We start from the raw sequence: 18,138 nt of genomic DNA, 5'->3' as shown, positions 1-18,138 counted from the left end.
TTTCACAATTACGATAGAGAGAAAGCGAATTTGGACGAAATCGGAAGAGAAACTGGGGGATTGGAACCGATGGAAAGAAGTTTGTCGATGGAACTCGTTCGTGTCACGGAAGCAGCAGCACTTGCTTCAGCAAGGTGGATGGGCCGCGGAAAAAAAGCGGAGGCGGATGACGCTGCCACAACCGCGATGCGGGATGTTTTTGATACAGTACCGATGAAAGGAACGGTTGTAATCGGCGAAGGGGAAATGGACGAAGCACCGATGCTGTACATTGGGGAAAAGCTTGGTACAGGCTATGGTCCGCGTGTCGATGTTGCCGTCGATCCGCTTGAAGGGACAAACATTGTTGCCTCAGGCGGTTGGAATGCACTGGCAGTCATTGCAGTTGCCGACAACGGAAACCTTCTCCATGCACCGGATATGTATATGGATAAAATCGCTGTCGGGCCGGAAGCAGTTGGACAAGTAGACATCAACGCATCTGTGCTTGACAATCTAAAGGCGGTGGCGCGTGCCAAAAACAAAGACATTGAGGATGTTGTCGCAACCGTTTTAAACCGGTCGCGCCACGAACATATTATTGCCCAGCTTCGCGAAGCAGGAGCGAGAATTAAGCTGATCAATGACGGTGATGTTGCAGGAGCCATTAATACAGCGTTTGAACACACAGGAGTCGATATTCTTTTCGGTTCGGGCGGTGCTCCGGAGGGCGTTTTGGCTGCCGTTGCGTTAAAATGCCTTGGCGGTGAACTGATCGGGCGCTTGCTGCCGCAAAATGATGCGGAGATCGAGCGCTGTGAAAAAATGGGCATCGATGTCAACCGAATTTTGCGCATGGAAGATTTGGTCAGAGGGGATGACGCTATTTTTGCTGCAACCGGTGTGACGGACGGCGAATTGCTGAAAGGCGTCCAGTTTAACGGCTCCCACGGGCTAACCCATTCTGTCGTCATGCGGGCAAAGTCCGGGACAGTTCGCTTCATTGATGGACAGCACAGTTTGAAAAAGAAACCCAATCTAGTGATAAAATAAAAAATTTTTAATCAGCATGCAAACCCTTACAACGCGAGAGGCAGATGGGCGGCCTCTCGTATTTGTAAGTTTCCTTCCTGAAATGCATTTTTCCAATAAAAATGATCTTGATTATTTTTTGAAAAACAGGGTAAAATAGAACTTGTTTTTTACTGTTTTTTTCTTTCTTTTCTTCTATACTTCAAGACGCCTTCTATTAAATGAGTGATCGATTCCTCTTTTATTCTTTTATTATCAGATTTTCCTGCTATTGAAGCACGAGGAAAAAGCGAACGTTTCAGAAATAGATTGAAAATTTTAAAAGTGTGGTGTGCAAATGGAAGTCACAATTTCAGGTTTAGAAAATATGAAACTAAAGGAACTTTATGAGCTAGCACGCGAATACAAAGTTTCCTATTACAGCAAATTGACCAAAAAAGAATTGATTTTCGCCATTTTAAAAGCTCGTGCAGAACAACAGGGTTATTTCTTTATGGAAGGCGTTCTCGAAATTATTCAATCCGAAGGCTTTGGTTTTTTACGACCGATTAATTACTCTCCAAGCTCTGAAGACATCTACATTTCGGCATCCCAGATTCGCCGCTTTGACCTCCGAAATGGGGACAAGGTATCCGGCAAAGTACGTCCACCAAAGGAAAATGAACGATATTATGGTTTATTGCATGTCGAAGCAGTAAACGGTGACGACCCGGAAACCGCAAAAGAACGCGTCCACTTCCCGGCCTTGACCGCGCTTTACCCGAACCGGCAAATGAAGCTTGAAACAACTTCCAAGTCATTATCAACGAGAATCATGGACGTTATCGCACCGGTTGGTTTTGGTCAAAGGGGCTTGATTGTCGCTCCGCCAAAAGCGGGGAAAACGATGCTGCTAAAAGAAATTGCCAACAGCATCACGGCCAATCATCCTGAAGCCGAATTGATTGTGCTCTTGATCGATGAGCGCCCGGAAGAAGTAACCGATATTGAACGTTCCGTTGCTGGCGATGTTGTCAGCTCCACGTTCGATGAGGTTCCGGAAAACCATATTAAGGTGGCGGAACTCGTCCTTGACCGGGCAATGCGGCTTGTTGAGCATAAGCGCGATGTCATTATTCTCATGGATAGCATCACCCGTTTGGCCCGTGCTTATAACTTGGTGATCCCGCCAAGCGGCCGTACGCTTTCAGGGGGGATTGACCCGGCGGCATTCCACCGTCCGAAACGGTTTTTCGGTGCAGCCCGCAATATTGAAGAAGGCGGCAGCTTAACGATCCTCGCAACGGCTTTAGTGGATACAGGATCGCGGATGGATGACGTGATTTATGAAGAATTTAAAGGTACCGGCAACATGGAGCTTCACCTTGACCGTTCGCTTGCCGAGCGCAGGATTTTCCCGGCGATCGACATTCGCCGTTCAGGAACACGGAAGGAAGAGCTATTGCTGCCAAAAGACCAATTGGACAAACTATGGGCGATTCGCAAATCAATGTCCGATTCCCCAGACTTTGCCGAACGCTTTTTGAAAAAATTGAAACAGACAAAGTCCAACGAAGAATTTTTTGCTGCATTGGGAGAAGAACTGAAGGCAAGAAGATCCTAAATTTTTCCGAAAAATAGGAGAATGTGCAACTTGCAAAAATGGTCCTCGCTTGCTATAATGTGTACAGTGTGTTTTTAGTAGTTCGTGCTTGTTTACTTAGGCAAGCATTTAGATAACTCTGTTTCGAAAGATTCAGGGCGGAAGGAGCTGAAAAGGAATGAAAGCAGGAATTCATCCAAATTATAAAAAAGTAATGGTGACTTGCGCATGCGGGAACCAATTTGAAAGCGGATCTGTTAAAAACGAGGTGCGTGTTGAAACTTGTTCAGAATGCCATCCATTCTATACAGGCCGTCAAAAATTTGCTGAAGCTGGCGGACGTGTTGACCGTTTCAACAAAAAATACGGTCTTAAGCAGCAATAAGCGAAAGATCAGACTGCGGTCATTCTGTTTCTGCTGTCTGTTTGAATGCGGGTGGCTGCCCTCCCGCAAGTTCTGAATAACGAAAATGAAAAAAACAGGCAAGTAGCAAGTTGGCTTGCCTGTTTTTTATGTAGTTTAAGGGAACCCTCATTTAAAATGTGTTTCGGGAGCACTGCCTCCGGTTAAGATAAAGTAAAGTTGTGCTTGTGCTTTTTGAATGGAAGGAGACGCTGATTGATGTATGTAATGAAGCAAAGCGGATGGGTAGAGGTTATCTGCGGCAGTATGTTTTCCGGCAAGTCGGAGGAATTGATCCGCCGTGTGAGGCGGGCTGAATTTGCAAAACAAAAAATCGCGGTATTTAAACCGAAATTGGATAATCGCTACAGTGATCGGGAGGTCGTCTCCCACAATGGGACATCCCTGATCGCCAAGCCCATTTCTCATTCCATTGAAATGTTGCATCATGTCGAAGCCGAAATTGATGTTGTGGCCATTGATGAAGTCCAGTTTTTTGATGAAGGAATTGTTCGGGTGATTCAGCAGCTGGCAGACAGTGGCTACCGCGTGATTGCTGCTGGACTTGATCAAGATTTTCGCGGCGAACCGTTCGGCCAAATGCCAGCGATTATGGCGATTGCCGAGCAAGTCACGAAACTTCAAGCCGTATGCACGATTTGCGGTTCGCCCGCAAGCCGTACGCAACGGCTGATCGATGGAAAACCCGCCTCTTATTTTGATCCGGTTATATTGGTCGGCGCGGCAGAGGCCTATGAACCGCGCTGCCGCCATCATCATGAAGTTCCAAAAACAACGGAGCGTTCGCAAGAAGACAAACAAACAACCAATACCTTTTAAGAAAAACCGCCCAGGTTATAAACTTGGGCGGTTTTTTGAACGATAAAAAAGGGAAATCAGTCAATGGTGGGCGAGGCGGGCGAGGCGTTAATGTAACGGAAAAGTGCCAAATACGGATAAACAGAGTATGTTCGCGGATAAACGTGGGTTTTTCACGGATAAAAGGGGAAGGTTCGCGGATACGGAGCTGATTTTCGCGGATAAACGAGGATTTTCCACGGATACGGTGAAGGGTGCCGGCCTGGTGTAAGGAAAAAATTGACGGAAAAGTGCCAAATACGGATAAACAGAGTATGTTCGCGGATAAACGAGGGTTTTTCACGGATAAAAGGGGAAAGTTCGCGGATACGGAGCTGATTTTCGCGGATAAACGTGAGTTTTTCACGGATAAACAGAGTATGTTCGCGGATACGGAGCTGATATTCACGGATAAACGAGGATTTTCCGCGGATGAGGTGCGGGAGGCCGTAACAAATAAATGGAAAAACTTTCGAAGAGAAGCACGCGGTCTAGCGAAGATCGAAAAAATTTTGTCGTTGGTTGGTTTTGACGGTGAAATTCACCTATACTATAATTAGAATGTTATGGACTAAACCAGAGGTGATAGAGAGTTGTTTGATCGACTGCAATCGGTTGAGGATCGGTATGAAAAGTTAAATGAGCTTTTGAGCGATCCGGAAATTATTAATGATGCCAAAAAACTGCGGGAATACTCGAAAGAGCAAGCCAATTTGCAAGAAACCGTACAAACATACCGTCAATATAAAGAAGTTCGCGAACAGTTGAAAGATGCTAAAGCGATGCTTGAAGAGAAATTGGACGCGGAAATGCGTGAAATGGTCAAGGAAGAAGTAAGCGATCTGGAAACGCAAATTGTAGAATGGGAAGCCAAGTTAAAAATTTTGCTAGTTCCAAAAGACCCGAATGATGACAAAAACGTGATCTTCGAAATTCGCGGGGCGGCAGGCGGAGATGAGGCGGCGCTGTTTGCCGGCGATCTGTACCGGATGTACAGCCGCTACGCCGAAGCGCAAGGATGGAAAACCGAAGTGATCGATGCGAGTCCAACCGGGCTTGGCGGGTATAAAGAAATTACGTTCATGATTAATGGTACGGGTGCATACTCAAAATTGAAATTTGAAAATGGCGCCCACCGCGTTCAGCGTGTGCCGGAAACGGAATCAGGCGGCCGGATTCATACATCTACCGCGACCGTTGCCTGCCTGCCGGAAGCGGAAGAAGTGGAAGTGGACATCAATGAGAAAGACATCCGCTTTGACACGTATGCCTCAAGCGGCGCTGGCGGACAAAGCGTTAACACGACAATGTCGGCAGTGCGGCTGACCCATATCCCAACAGGAATCGTCGTGACATGCCAAGATGAGAAATCGCAGCACAAAAATCGCGATAAAGCGATGAAGGTGCTCCGTGCCCGAATTTATGATAAATTCCAGCAAGAGGCCCAAGCTGAGTATGATCAGCAGCGGAAATCGGCTGTCGGAACAGGCGACCGTTCCGAACGGATCCGGACATACAATTTCCCGCAAAACCGTGTGACCGACCATCGAATCGGGTTAACGATTCAAAAATTGGATCAAATTTTAGCAGGCAAGCTTGACGAGATTATCGATGCATTAATCCTGGAAGACCAATCGAGAAAGCTTGAAAGTGCCTCAAATGAGTAAAAAAATCTATGAAGCTCTGCAGTGGGCTTCTTCTTTTTTAAAAAAAGCCAATCGCGATGAAAATGCGGGTGAACTCCTGCTGCGCCATTATACAGGCATGTCGCGCGCGCAGCTGTTTGCCAATATTCGGGAAGAGCTGGAGCCACCGGTCTGGACTGATTTTGAAAAAGCAGTTTGCCAACATGTGCAAGGTGTTCCCGTGCAATACATCATGGGTTCAGAAGAATTTTACGGGCGCCAATTTCTCGTGAATGAAGCGGTATTAATCCCGAGACCGGAAACGGAAGAGCTTGTTCTCGAAACGGTAAAACGAATCAAAAAACGGTTTCCGGATCAAGGGAACCTTCAAGTGGCCGATATTGGTACCGGAAGTGGCGCAATCGCAGTTACGTTGAAATTGGAAAATCCGAACCTCCATGTGACAGCAACCGATATTGCCGCAGACTCATTGGAAGTTGCCCGGCAAAACGCTGCCACTCTCGGCGCAGATGTCCGCTTTGTCCAAGGCGATTTGCTTCAGCCGTTTATCAAAAGCGGAACGAGGTTTGATGTCATTGTTTCAAATCCGCCGTATATTCCGGTTGCTGACCGCACATGGATGTCGGAAGTGGTCACGGAGCATGAGCCGCACCGGGCGTTGTTTGCGGGAGCAGATGGTTTGGACTTTTATCGGAAGTTTATGCTTGAATTGCCGCTCGTGCTGAAAAACAGGGCTTTGGTTGGATTTGAAATGGGAGCCGGTCAGAGCGAGGCGGTAGCCGAGCTTTTTCAAAAAGCATTTGAAATGGTAAAAGTTGAGGTTGTTTATGATATCAATGGCAAGGATCGAATGATTTTTGCGGAGATTGGCTCCGGGTGATGGTGACCCGGGGTTTTTTGTGCAGATTGCTCTATCGTAGTATTTTTTAAATTTTAGTAGTTTAAGATTTTGGCATTTTGTCCATGCTGAAGATATCGAAGGGACGGTGCCAATTATGAGGAGAAAAACGATTGTTTGGGCTTATTTGGTTGTTTTATCGCTGGGGACGATTTTTAGTTTATATATACCGAAAAATGAGGTGACGGCGAAGGAAGCCGTGACGATTCCGGGGGATGCGATTCGGCTGCGGATTTTGGCGAATAGTGATTTGAAGTCGGATCAGGATTTGAAAATTAAGGTGCGCGATGCGGTGAATGCGAAAATTACCGGATGGGTTCAAGATTTGACGTCGAAGGATGAAGCGAAGAAGGCGATTCAGTCTCATATTCCGGAGTTGAAGGCAACGGCTGAGGAGACGGTGAAGCGGGAAGGATCGAATCAGGCTGTGAAGGTGGAGTTTGGCAAGGTGCAGTTTCCGACGAAGTTGTATGGTGAGTTCTTGTATCCGGCTGGTACATATGAAGCATTGTTGATTACGTTGGGCGAAGGAAAAGGGGCCAATTGGTGGTGTGTGTTGTTTCCGCCGTTATGTTTTCTTGATTTTTCTAACAGTACGGCTGTAAGTGCAGGGCCTGCGAACGAAAAAGCAGTGCAGGGGAAAAAGGAAGAATCGGGGGCTGCTAAGGATCAGGAGGCTGCTGCTGCTAAGGAACAAGAGAAGCAATCAGCGGAACAAGCGCCGCCAGTTCAGAAAGAAGATTCGCCAAAAGTGCTGTCACAAGGGCAGCCATTACAAGAGAAAAGCCAGCAGGCAAAACCACAGCAGGTTGAAAAAAAGCCGGCACAAAAAGGGGAGCAAGCGCAAAAACCGAAGCAAGAGAAGGCTCCAGCCAAAGCGGAAAATCAAGTTCAGCCAGCTTCCAAGGTGGACGCTGAACCGCAAGCGAAAATAGAGTCAGAGGAGCAAACGGGATTAAGTACACCACCGCTGGCCAAGCAGGAGACGGTTCTTGACCAGACGGGGAATGAGCAGAAGCAAAAGGCTCCTGTTTACACACCGCAAGATGAAGAACCAGTCAAAGTAAAATTCTTTGTTGTTGAATTATGGGAAAAACTGTTTCATTAAAAAGAGAGGCGATAGCGGTCTCTCTTTTTTCTCTTTAGAATTGAAAGTTTGCACCGCACGAAGAAAGAACCTTTGGTTGAGGTTACAGGGTTTGGACAAGTTGTTTACAAGTTGATGACATCCGTTTTGTTTTGCTCGGGGACGGCTATTAGAAGGATGTAAGCATCGCAACATAACTTTTCGAAGGAGTGGATAACGATGGCAAACAATAATGACAATATGTCTAGAGAAGAAAGAGGACGCAAAGGCGGCGAGACAACGGCTAGAAATCAAGATAAAGAATTTTTCCAAGAAATCGGTCGTAAAGGCGGGGAGGCAACAGCTGAGAACCACGATAAGGAATTCTACCAGGAAATCGGTCGCAAAGGCGGCGAAGCCACTGCTGAGAGCCATGATAAGGAGTTCTATCAGGAAATTGGGCGCAAGGGCGGTGAAGCCACTGCTGAGAGCCATGATCGGGATTTCTATGAGGAAATTGGCCGCAAAGGCGGGGAGGCAACAGCTGAGAATCACGATAAGGAATTCTATCAGGAAATCGGGCGCAAAGGCGGCGAGGCCACAGCCGAGAATCATGATCGGGATTTTTATGAGGATATTGGCCGCAAAGGTGGGAAATCCAACCGTGACAATAACCGGGACGATGACTAAGCCAAAGCGAATGGGTGAAAGGAAAGTCCATGCAGAGGAGCGAAACAGGATCGATTTTGCTAGAATTCGAACGGGTTTCGTCCGATTCTAGCAAAATCAAAGTCTGAAAGTCCAATGGGAAAAAGGGAAACAAGGCAGTCCAGTAGAAGGGCTGCCTTGTTTGGTTTATGGCGCTTGTGGAAGTTTCGCAATCACGGTTCTATTTTTTCTCTCGATTCATATTCATAGAAATAGAATCTGAAAAATGAGGTGGAAGCGATGCCATTGCAAATTCGGGGCGCGGTTAAAGAGGATTTACCGGCTTTAAAACAGTTTTTGTTAAATGCGGGACTGGGGATTGACGGACTGGGAGAGGAAACCGTCGATTATTTTCTATTGATGGAAGACGAAGTGGGAGAAGTAGTGGGGACATTGGGAATGGAGAAACTGGCAGATAACGGCTTACTCCGCTCGCTCGTTGTTACTTCGAGCCAAGTGCAACAAGATCTGTTGCTCCTTTTGCAACAAGCCTTTCAATTTGCCAAGGACAAGCACATAACCAACTTATTTTTGGCAACCAATAAACAAAGCGTGATCCCTTTTTTTCAACTCCTTGGATTTCAAGTCGTTAATCGCGACTGTTTGCCGAAAGAGTTATTCACCTCCGAACATATTCAGTCGATTTTAACTGTGGATAACTCAATATTTTTAAAATTTTCTTTTTAATTGTGGATATATCCACAAAGTTATCCACTATTTCAATATAGTTATTCACATTTTGTGGATAAAGCTTGTTTTTCGTTTCGCCTTCTTTTATACTTTCAAGCGTACCTTATGAAAAGTATGCGCCAATGGGCATGTCCTTTTAAAGGAATGGTTTTAAGATAAAGGTGGATAAAAATGAGAACAAAAGTGTGGAATGTGGATAAATTTGTGGATAATCTTGAAAATGATCCACAAATTGTGGATGCAGCACAGCTATTACGGCAAAACGAAGTGGTAGCCTTGCCGACGGAAACCGTTTACGGACTTGGCGGAAATGCGAAAAATGACGAAGCGGTTTCCAAAATTTTTGCCGCTAAAGGCAGGCCTGTGGATAACCCGCTGATCATTCACATTGCCGAAGAGAACCAGTTGGATGAATTCGTTGCGGAAATTCCCGAAAAAGCAGCAATGTTAATGAAAGCGTATTGGCCTGGGCCGCTGACGCTTATTTTTAAACAAAAGCTGGGCGTGCTATCTGAAAAAGCGACTGCCGGTCTTGGGACGGTGGCAGTCCGGATGCCGGACCATCCGGTCGCGCTCGCGCTGTTAAAAAGCTGTAAACTGCCGATTGCTGCTCCAAGCGCCAACCGTTCAGGAAAGCCAAGCCCAACCACGGCAGAACATGTCCTTGAAGACTTAAATGGCAAAATTGCCGGTGTATTGGATGGCGGCGCAACCGGTGTTGGCGTTGAATCGACGGTTGTAGACTGTACGGAAGCGGTGCCGGTTATTTTACGGCCGGGTGGTGTGACGAAAGAACAATTGGTAAAGGTTGTGGGTCCGGTGGAAGTTGACCGGGCGTTAACTGGCGGAAGTGCGAAACCGAAGGCACCCGGAATGAAGTACAAACATTATGCCCCGAATGCGCCAATGTTTTTGGTTGACGGCACAACGGATTTCATTCAGCAGCTTGTCCGGGATAAGCAGGCACAAGGACTGCGAGTCGGTGTTCTGGCGACAGAAGAAACGGCTTCGCATTATAAAAGCGATCTTGTGCTGGCGTGCGGGAAGCGGTCGGAATTGCCAACGGTGGCAAGTGCCTTGTATGATACGTTGCGCACGTTTAATCATGAAAAAATTGACGTCATTTATAGTGAGATTTTCCCGACTTCCGGCGTTGGCCAGGCAATTATGAATCGATTGCTAAAAGCCGCCGGAAATCACATCATTGTGGAAAAATAAGCAAGCAGTGAAAATCAGCTTCTGCAATTGGCGGGGCTGATTTTTTAGTTGTCTGGAGATTATATCGATAAATTCCGAATGCACGACGGGCAGGATAAGGAATTCTTCGGCAGCTTACTCGTCGTACGAAGGAAAAGCGACAGCTATTTCAAGGATGCCCTAGTCAGGCGCCAGGCACAGGACGTGTCGTGTTGTTTTGAGCGTGAAAAGGGCAACTACGCCTCATGAACCGCCAAAGGCTCGCCAATTGGTAAGTTTTCAATTATATGTGGAGAAATGCTTGGAGAAAGCATGCGCCTTTGCTGCTTTATTTCGTTCTTCTAAATTGCCTTGGACGTGCATATCTTGAACTAGCAAGTCCAAGGGGGCGAAAGATCGAATGACAGCATATGCAGGAGAATTACTAACGCTGGCAATTATGGCGTTTGCGCTAGGGATGGATGCCTTTTCTGTCGGTCTTGGAATGGGTATGTACCGCCTGCGGTTACGGCAAATTTTTAAAATCGGCATCACGATTGGCATCTTTCATGTGTGGATGCCGCTTGTTGGCATGTTGGCAGGCAGATTTTTATCCGAACGGTTTGGAACCTTTGCGAGTCTACTGGGTGGGCTATTGCTCATCCTATTAGGAATACAAATGGCTTGGTCAAGCTTGAAAAAGGATCAGGAAAGTGTGATTACGCCAGTCGGCATCGGCGTGCTGTTGTTTGCGTTCAGTGTCAGTCTCGACAGTTTATCCGTCGGGCTTACGTTGGGGATATACGGTGCCAAAACGATTTTGGTGATTGCCAGCTTTGGAATTGCGGCAACCATTCTGACGTGGAGCGGCCTTTTGATCGGCAGAAAAGCGCAGGGCTTGCTCGGAGCGTACAGTGAAGCACTCGGCGGCATGATCCTGCTTGTTTTTGGAATAAAATTATTGTTGCCATTATAAAACTGCTTCCGGATATCGGAAGCAGTTTTATTTATCGGTATCCAGAATCTGGATGAATTTGAAAAATTTTAGGGGAAAAAGATAAAATCCGCGGATAATAGGGAAAATTTAATTCGGAGAAAGATTGGGGTTACCAATAAGAGGAAATAGTTCTATTCTATTTAATGGAAATCCGGATAAATGGAAAAGTTTCGCGGATAAACAGAAGAATTCCGCGGATAAACTGGAAACGTTCACGGATAAATAGGCAAATTACACGGATAAAGGAACAAAACCCGCGGATAGAGCGGATACGTGCCGCGGGTAATCAGGCCAGTTCCGGTTCCGCGGAAAAAACGGAAGCGTCTCCCGAAAACGAACAAGCGGATAATGGATCTCACACAGTTTGCAATTTGTTTTTTTTTCCTAGAGTATGTTGGCATTTTTGAAAATTATCTTATAATGAAGGAAAAGGAGGCTTACCATCATGCAGCGCGTTTTGTTTGTTTGCACCGGAAATACGTGCAGAAGTCCAATGGCAGCCGCCATTTTGAAAAATCAAAACATCCCCGAGGTGGAAGTGAAATCAGCCGGGATTTATGCAGTCAATGGAGGTGAAGCATCCGAACAGGCCAAACAAGTTCTTGCTGAAAACAATATCGAGCATCACCATCAATCAACCGCTTTAACGGGAAACGAAGTCGGCTGGGCTACCTTAATTTTAACGATGACAGCTGCACATAAAGCTGCCATTCTGGAAAGGTTTCCAGAAGCAGCCGAGAAGACATTGACCCTTAAGGAATATGTCGGGGAGAAGGATCCGTTCGATGTGGCCGATCCGTTTGGCGGCAATGTGGAGCGTTATCGGACGACGTTTCGCCAGCTTGAGGAATTGATTCAAGCTGCGATTGACCGCTTAAAAAGCAGTTCTTAAGTTCAGTTATACGTTTTGAGCACGCAAGCGACACGTTGATTTTAGGGGGAGAGCAATGGAAGAGAAGAGAAAGTACCGGTTTGGTCTTAGAAAAAAGGTTGTTTTTTTAACAACGATTTCTGCCATAATTACATACACTACAAGCGCATTGTTTATTTACATTCTCTATCCGTTTGTAAAAGCGTATCTTGATCAAGTTTCGTTCACCTTGTTGACGCTAATTCTTGGCGTGATTTGGACAGGCATATTGGCATTCTTCGCAGCAGGATTTATTATTCGGCCGCTTAAACGGATTGAACTTGGTGCCTTAAAAGCAGCAAAGGGAGATATCAGTGAAGATGTTGAGATTCCCGCCTCGGATGATGAGGTTCGTTCGCTTGGTTTGGCCTTTAATCATATGCTTGCCAGTTTGCGCGATATGGTGAAGCAAATTGATGAAAACTTCCGCGAAACAAACCAAAAAGTGCTCGCCATTTCCCAGCATTCAGCCCACGCTTCGCAACATGCGGAAGCGATTTCACGCACGATCCATGAAATTTCGGGCGGTGCAGAAAATTCAGCGGCATCGGTACAAAAAACGGTGGAATCAATGGAAAAAGTCACACGGATTGCAGAAACAGTGCAAGCGAAAGCTTCTGCATCCGAGAAAGTATCAGCGGAAATGGTTCAGGAATTGCAGGTAGCTAAAGAAACAATCCAGCTGCTGATTGACGGCATGAAACGAATTGCCGATCGGAACCGCGGGTCAATGGAAACGGTTAAGCGTCTTGAGGAAAACACGAAAAAGATCGAAGAAATCATTCGACTTGTCGGCGATTTAGCAGCCCAGACAAACTTGCTTGCTCTGAATGCTTCGATTGAAGCCGCAAGAGCCGGTGAACATGGAAAAGGATTTGCTGTGGTTGCCGATGAAGTGCGGAATTTGGCAGATGAAAGTGCCCGTGCGGTTCAAGGAATTTCCCAGCTGATTAAAAGTATCCAAACGGAAGTCAAAAATGTCGTAGCAGAAATTTCATCGCAGGTGGATACGGCTAACCGCGAAGTGGCTAAAGGAAATCAAACGAATGCGGCAATGGAGGAAATGGCCCATTCCGTACTTGACATGGCACAAATGGTGCAAACCATTTCAAATCTTGCCGGTCAGCAGATGGACAGGATACGCTATACTGCCAGCCAGTCGCAAGAAGTTGCCGCCATTGCCGAGGAAACCTCTGCAGGGGCCGAGGAAGTTGCCTCCGCTACGGAAGAACAAGTAAATGTCATGGAAGGCGTCGAAGGCTTGGCGTGCGATTTGCAAAAACAAGCGGAAAAGTTAAAAGAAACCATCAAAAAATTTAGGTTGTAAAAGGTTAGTAGAAGCGGACTTTTTTCGTTCACGCACCCCGTAATGAGAGTGGCGAGCTTTATAATTTTTCTAGACTGTGTCAAAATAAAAGAAAGTAGGATTTTTGGAGGGGAAAGTATGAGAATTGCGCTTGGATCAGATCATGGCGGTGTCAATATCCGTAAGGAAATCGCTACATTACTCGATGAACTTGGAATTGAATACGTGGACTTCGGCTGCGATTGCAGCACATCCGTCGATTATCCCGATTATGCACTTCCCGTCGCTGAAAAAGTCGCAAGCGGGGAATTTGATCGCGGTATCTTAATTTGCGGCACAGGAATCGGCATGTCAATTGCGGCAAACAAAGTCAAAGGAATCCGCGCTGCTCTTGTGCATGATACATTTAGTGCGAAAGCAACGCGCGAGCATAATGACAGCAATATTTTAACAATGGGTGAACGGGTGATCGGCCCCGGTCTTGCGCGGGAAATCGCACAAGTATGGCTGAAAGAAGAGTTTCAGGGTGGACGCCACGCAAACCGGATTGGCAAAATTAGCGAGTACGAGAATAAGGAGCAATGAAAGGAAGCCGGGGCAGATGATGACAGAGTGGGAAAAAGAACTCGAGGCCATTCTGGCTGAATTTGGCGAACAGGCTGAGTTTAAACCGGGGCAGCTCGTGGTTCTCGGCTGCAGCACAAGCGAGGTGCTAGGTGAAAAAATCGGCACTGCCGGTACATTTGATGTGGCCGAAATGATCTATCTTAGCCTCAGCAAATGGCAGCAGAAACAAGGTGTCCAGCTTGCCTTCCAGTGCTGTGAGCATCTAAACAGAGCCCTTGTCATGGAAAGAAGGACAGCCGAAACGCGAGGCTATGATGAGGTATCGGTGATCCCTGTTCGCGGTGCGGGCGGCGCGATGGCTGCGTATGCTTTTGGGCAATTGACCGATCCGGTCGTTGTCGAATTTGTTAAAGCGGATGCCGGCATCGATATCGGCAATACACTGATCGGCATGCATTTGAAACATGTGGCTGTTCCGGTTCGAGTAAAGCAGAAAACGCTTGGAAAAGCCCATGTGACGCTCGCCAAAACGCGGCCAAAGCTAATAGGCGGTCAAAGGGCGGTGTACGAGCGAAAAAGCGAGAATTTGAGTTGTTGAAAAGTTGTATTGCCATGCTTCGCCTTATGGGTGAAGCTATTTTTTTAAAAAACTCCAGCTGATCGGGCTGCGGAAATTTTTTTGCCGCGTCACGAGTAGGAGTAGGCGTTTACAATTGAAAAAGCAAAAGAAATTTTTTTCTTTTTCGGCAAAAAACATGCTAAAATGAAAAAGTATTTTTAAAATTATGTCGGTTTATATAGAACAAAGGGGGATCATGTGATGAAGCATTTGGCAAATGAAGATCAGCAAGTTTTTCAAGCCATTCAAAAAGAGCTTGGCCGTCAGCGGGCAAAGATTGAATTAATCGCATCGGAAAACTTTGTGAGTGAAGCAGTAATGGAAGCGCAAGGCTCTGTTTTAACGAATAAATATGCAGAGGGCTATCCCGGACGCCGGTACTACGGCGGTTGCGAATATGTTGATATTGTCGAAGATTTGGCTCGCGATCGTGCGAAGCAAATTTTTGGCGCCGAACATGTGAACGTGCAGCCGCACTCCGGAGCTCAGGCAAATATGGCCGTTTACTTTACCATTCTTGAGCACGGCGACACCGTTCTGGGGATGAATCTTTCCCATGGCGGTCACTTAACACACGGCAGCCCGGTTAACTTCAGCGGGGTTCAATATCATTTTGTTGAGTACGGTGTTGACAAAGAAACGCAGCGGATCGATTATGATGATGTCTTGGCAAAAGCCCGCGAGCATAAGCCAAAACTGATTGTTGCGGGTGCGAGCGCCTACCCTCGTGAAATTGATTTTAAAAAATTCCGCGAAATCGCTGATGCAGTTGGCGCATATTTAATGGTGGACATGGCGCATATCGCCGGGCTGGTAGCGGCTGGGTTGCACCAAAATCCAGTGCCATACGCCGATTTTGTCACAACAACGACGCACAAAACATTGCGCGGTCCTCGAGGCGGAATGATTCTCTGCCGCGAACAGTTTGCCAAGCAAATTGATAAATCGATTTTCCCTGGAATCCAGGGTGGCCCGCTCATGCATGTGATCGCCGCGAAAGCAGTCGCTTTTGGTGAAGCTTTGCAAGACAGTTTCAAAGAGTATGCCGGCAACATTATCGCTAATGCGAAGCGTCTGGCAGAAGGTCTGCAAAAAGAAGGCCTCACCCTTGTTTCCGGCGGAACGGACAATCACTTGCTGTTAGTCGATTTGCAGTCTATCGGTTTGACTGGAAAAGTGGCTGAGAATGTTTTGGACGAAATTGGAATTACCGTGAACAAGAACACGATTCCATTTGATCCGCAAAGCCCGTTTGTCACAAGCGGAATTCGCATCGGAACAGCCGCTGTAACGAGCCGTGGCTTCGGTCTTGAAGAAATGGATGAAATTGCTTCCATCATCGCCTTTACATTGAAAAACCATGAAGATGAAGCAGCCCTTGCTGAAGCGCGCAGCCGCGTTGCAGCATTAACCACACGCTTCCCTTTGTATCCTGAATATTAAATTTTATGGAAAAATCGGTCTCCGTATCGGAGGCCGATTTTTTGCGTTTTTTCGGGTAGGTGGAACTCTGTCGTTTGAAGGCGAATTCTATCGTGTGGGGGTGGAATTCTTTTTTGTAAAGGCGGAATTTTGTCATGTGAGGCCGGAATTCTATCACGTGAAGGCGTTATTCTATGCCATGAAGGCGGAATTTGCCTTTCTGTAGGCGGAAAAACAGTCCTTCAAGGCGGAAATCTTTTTGCAATAGCTGTATTCGAAACGGGCATGCTGAAAAAATAAGGGTATGTTTAATCGATTTGTCAAATCATTCCCTTTTTTGAAGTTGCTCATTGGGCGTTTTTTCTGTAAAATTAGACGAAGTGATTTTACGACAAATTTAGTTTTTTTTTTACAAAAAAATGAAAAAAGGGAGCGATTGATGATGGCGAAGGTTTATGTTTTTGATCACCCACTGATCCAGCACAAACTGACATATATTCGTGATAAACATACAGGAACAAAGGAGTTTCGCGAACTTGTCGATGAAGTGGCGACATTGATGGCCTATGAAATTACAAGAGACATGCCGCTTGAAGACATTGAAATTGAAACACCTGTCAGCACAGCAAAATCGAAAGTGCTTTCCGGAAAAAAACTGGGGCTGGTTCCGATCCTGCGCGCAGGGATTGGCATGGTAGACGGTATTTTAAAGCTCATTCCCGCAGCAAAAGTCGGCCATATCGGATTATACCGCGATCCTGAGACGCTAAAGCCAGTGGAGTACTATGTCAAGCTCCCAAGCGATATTGAGGAAAGAGATTTCATTGTTGTCGATCCAATGCTGGCAACAGGCGGTTCCGCCATCGAAGCAATTAATTCCTTGAAAAAGCGCGGCGCCAAGCATATCAAATTTATGTGTCTCATCGCCGCTCCGGAAGGCGTTGAAGCAGTAAAAAACGCCCACCCGGATGTTGACATTTACATCGCCGCCCTTGATGAAAAACTAAACGACCACGGCTACATCATTCCAGGCCTCGGCGACGCCGGCGACCGGTTGTTTGGGACGAAATAACAGCCACAGGCAAATTTTAAAAAAGCAGGTGTTCGAATGATTAAGGTAATGACCATTTTCGGTACACGACCGGAAGCGATTAAAATGGCTCCCCTTGTGCTCGAGCTGCAAAAGCAGCCGGAACATTTTGAGTCGATTGTGACAGTTACGGCGCAGCATCGGCAAATGCTCGATCAAGTAGTAAACATTTTTAACATCACGCCTGATTACGATTTGAATATTATGAAAGATCGGCAAACGTTAGTAGATGTTACGACTCGTGGGCTTGAAGGATTGGATAAAGTGATGAAAGAGGTTAAGCCGGATATTGTTCTCGTCCATGGTGACACGACTACGACTTTTATCGCCAGCCTAGCCGCTTATTATAATCAAATTGTTGTCGGCCATGTTGAGGCGGGCCTGCGAACATGGAATAAATATTCTCCATTTCCAGAAGAGATGAACCGCCAACTGACTGGTGTAATGGCTGATTTGCATTTTGCGCCAACAGTTCAATCCGCAGAAAATTTAATGAGAGAAAATAAACAGCGTGACGCTATTTTTGTCACTGGAAATACAGCGATTGATGCGCTGGCAACGACGGTTAAAGAAGAGTATCATCATGAAGTCTTGGATAAAATAGGAAACGACCGCTTAATTCTTTTAACTGCACACCGGCGCGAAAATCTCGGAGAGCCCATGCGCAATATGTTTAAAGCAATTAAGCGCATTGTGACCGAACAGCAGGACGTCCAAGTCGTTTACCCTGTGCATTTAAACCCAGTTGTACGTGAGCTTGCGGCTGAAGTGCTCGGCAATGATTCGCGAATTCATTTGATTGAACCGCTTGATGTCATTGACTTCCATAATTTTGCTTCAAGAGCTTATTTGATTTTAACCGATTCCGGGGGTGTCCAAGAAGAAGCGCCATCTTTAGGTGTACCGGTGCTTGTTCTTCGCGATACAACTGAGCGTCCAGAAGGAATTGCTGCTGGAACGCTGAAGCTTGCCGGGGTTGAAGAGAAGCGGATCTATCAATTGGCGACAGAGCTGCTAACCAATCCGGAGGAATATGCAAAAATGGCGCATGCAGCGAATCCGTATGGTGATGGAAAGGCTTCCCGGAGGATTACGGAAGCGATTCGTTATTTCTTTAAGCAAACAGAAGATCGTCCAGAAGATTATATAACAGGCTGAGTGAATCTCAGCCTGTTTTTATGTTTTAAAG

The 18,138-nt window shown here is 46.4% G+C and carries 18 protein-coding genes; all 18 read left to right on the top strand.

All coding sequences use genetic code 11. From position 1 onward, the window contains the following. Positions 1-69 precede the first annotated feature (69 nt). The 18 genes from glpX (at position 70) to wecB (ending at position 18,107) form a co-directional block, all read left to right on the top strand. A complete protein-coding gene (gene glpX / locus ACQYAD_RS17415) occupies positions 70-1,032 on the top strand; it encodes a class II fructose-bisphosphatase (protein ID WP_430240154.1) in 963 nt (320 codons plus the stop codon). Positions 1,033-1,348: 316 nt separating this feature from the next. Continuing rightward, entirely contained in the window at positions 1,349-2,614 is a 1,266-nt protein-coding gene (rho, locus tag ACQYAD_RS17410; RefSeq protein ID WP_430240151.1) for a transcription termination factor Rho, read from the top strand. Positions 2,615-2,771: 157 nt separating this feature from the next. Beyond that, the gene (gene rpmE / locus ACQYAD_RS17405) at positions 2,772-2,978 is read left to right on the top strand and encodes a 50S ribosomal protein L31 (protein WP_430240149.1); all 207 of its coding nucleotides are present in this window, start codon (positions 2,772-2,774) and stop codon (positions 2,976-2,978) included. Positions 2,979-3,215: 237 nt separating this feature from the next. Next, complete coding sequence (locus tag ACQYAD_RS17400) at positions 3,216-3,836, top strand: thymidine kinase (RefSeq protein ID WP_430240147.1); 621 nt, start codon at positions 3,216-3,218, stop codon at positions 3,834-3,836. Between the two features lie 611 nt (positions 3,837-4,447). Beyond that, positions 4,448-5,521: a peptide chain release factor 1 gene (gene prfA / locus ACQYAD_RS17395; protein WP_430240145.1), complete on the top strand. Its 1,074-nt coding sequence runs from the start codon at positions 4,448-4,450 to the stop codon at positions 5,519-5,521. After that, positions 5,514-6,380: a peptide chain release factor N(5)-glutamine methyltransferase gene (gene prmC / locus ACQYAD_RS17390; RefSeq protein ID WP_430240143.1), complete on the top strand. Its 867-nt coding sequence runs from the start codon at positions 5,514-5,516 to the stop codon at positions 6,378-6,380. The genes prfA and prmC overlap by 8 nt, the downstream gene beginning before the upstream one ends. A 115-nt stretch (positions 6,381-6,495) precedes the next feature. Further along, complete coding sequence (spoIIR, locus tag ACQYAD_RS17385; RefSeq protein WP_430240141.1) at positions 6,496-7,506, top strand: stage II sporulation protein R; 1,011 nt, start codon at positions 6,496-6,498, stop codon at positions 7,504-7,506. 198 nt (positions 7,507-7,704) lie between these two features. Next, entirely contained in the window at positions 7,705-8,154 is a 450-nt protein-coding gene (locus tag ACQYAD_RS17380) for a KGG domain-containing protein (RefSeq protein WP_430240139.1), read from the top strand. Positions 8,155-8,412: 258 nt separating this feature from the next. Then, a complete protein-coding gene (locus tag ACQYAD_RS17375; RefSeq protein ID WP_430240137.1) occupies positions 8,413-8,859 on the top strand; it encodes a GNAT family N-acetyltransferase in 447 nt (148 codons plus the stop codon). 174 nt (positions 8,860-9,033) lie between these two features. Next, a complete protein-coding gene (locus ACQYAD_RS17370) occupies positions 9,034-10,080 on the top strand; it encodes an L-threonylcarbamoyladenylate synthase (RefSeq protein WP_430240135.1) in 1,047 nt (348 codons plus the stop codon). 379 nt (positions 10,081-10,459) lie between these two features. Next, positions 10,460-11,014, top strand: a complete 555-nt coding sequence (locus ACQYAD_RS17365; RefSeq protein ID WP_430240132.1) for a manganese efflux pump MntP family protein — start codon at positions 10,460-10,462, stop codon at positions 11,012-11,014. Positions 11,015-11,480: 466 nt separating this feature from the next. Further along, positions 11,481-11,927 carry a low molecular weight protein arginine phosphatase gene (locus ACQYAD_RS17360; protein WP_430240129.1) on the top strand — a complete coding sequence of 149 codons (447 nt, stop codon included), beginning with the start codon at positions 11,481-11,483 and terminating at the stop codon, positions 11,925-11,927. Positions 11,928-11,982: 55 nt separating this feature from the next. Continuing rightward, positions 11,983-13,272, top strand: coding sequence for a methyl-accepting chemotaxis protein (locus tag ACQYAD_RS17355; RefSeq protein ID WP_430240126.1), 1,290 nt, complete (start codon positions 11,983-11,985; stop codon positions 13,270-13,272). A gap of 117 nt (positions 13,273-13,389) precedes the next feature. Beyond that, entirely contained in the window at positions 13,390-13,836 is a 447-nt protein-coding gene (gene rpiB / locus ACQYAD_RS17350) for a ribose 5-phosphate isomerase B (RefSeq protein ID WP_430240123.1), read from the top strand. 16 nt (positions 13,837-13,852) lie between these two features. Beyond that, positions 13,853-14,416: a TIGR01440 family protein gene (locus ACQYAD_RS17345; protein WP_430240121.1), complete on the top strand. Its 564-nt coding sequence runs from the start codon at positions 13,853-13,855 to the stop codon at positions 14,414-14,416. Between the two features lie 222 nt (positions 14,417-14,638). After that, positions 14,639-15,880, top strand: a complete 1,242-nt coding sequence (glyA, locus tag ACQYAD_RS17340; protein ID WP_430240119.1) for a serine hydroxymethyltransferase — start codon at positions 14,639-14,641, stop codon at positions 15,878-15,880. 421 nt (positions 15,881-16,301) lie between these two features. Continuing rightward, positions 16,302-16,931, top strand: a complete 630-nt coding sequence (gene upp, locus ACQYAD_RS17335; RefSeq protein WP_430240392.1) for a uracil phosphoribosyltransferase — start codon at positions 16,302-16,304, stop codon at positions 16,929-16,931. A gap of 36 nt (positions 16,932-16,967) precedes the next feature. Then, positions 16,968-18,107: a non-hydrolyzing UDP-N-acetylglucosamine 2-epimerase gene (gene wecB / locus ACQYAD_RS17330; protein WP_430240117.1), complete on the top strand. Its 1,140-nt coding sequence runs from the start codon at positions 16,968-16,970 to the stop codon at positions 18,105-18,107. The last annotated feature ends 31 nt before the right edge of the window (positions 18,108-18,138 follow it).

It is taken from the genome of Neobacillus sp. SM06 (genome assembly GCF_050496765.1).
Classification (GTDB): domain Bacteria; phylum Bacillota; class Bacilli; order Bacillales; family Cytobacillaceae; genus JAEVLT01.
This window is presented reverse-complemented; position numbering and strand designations above follow the sequence as displayed.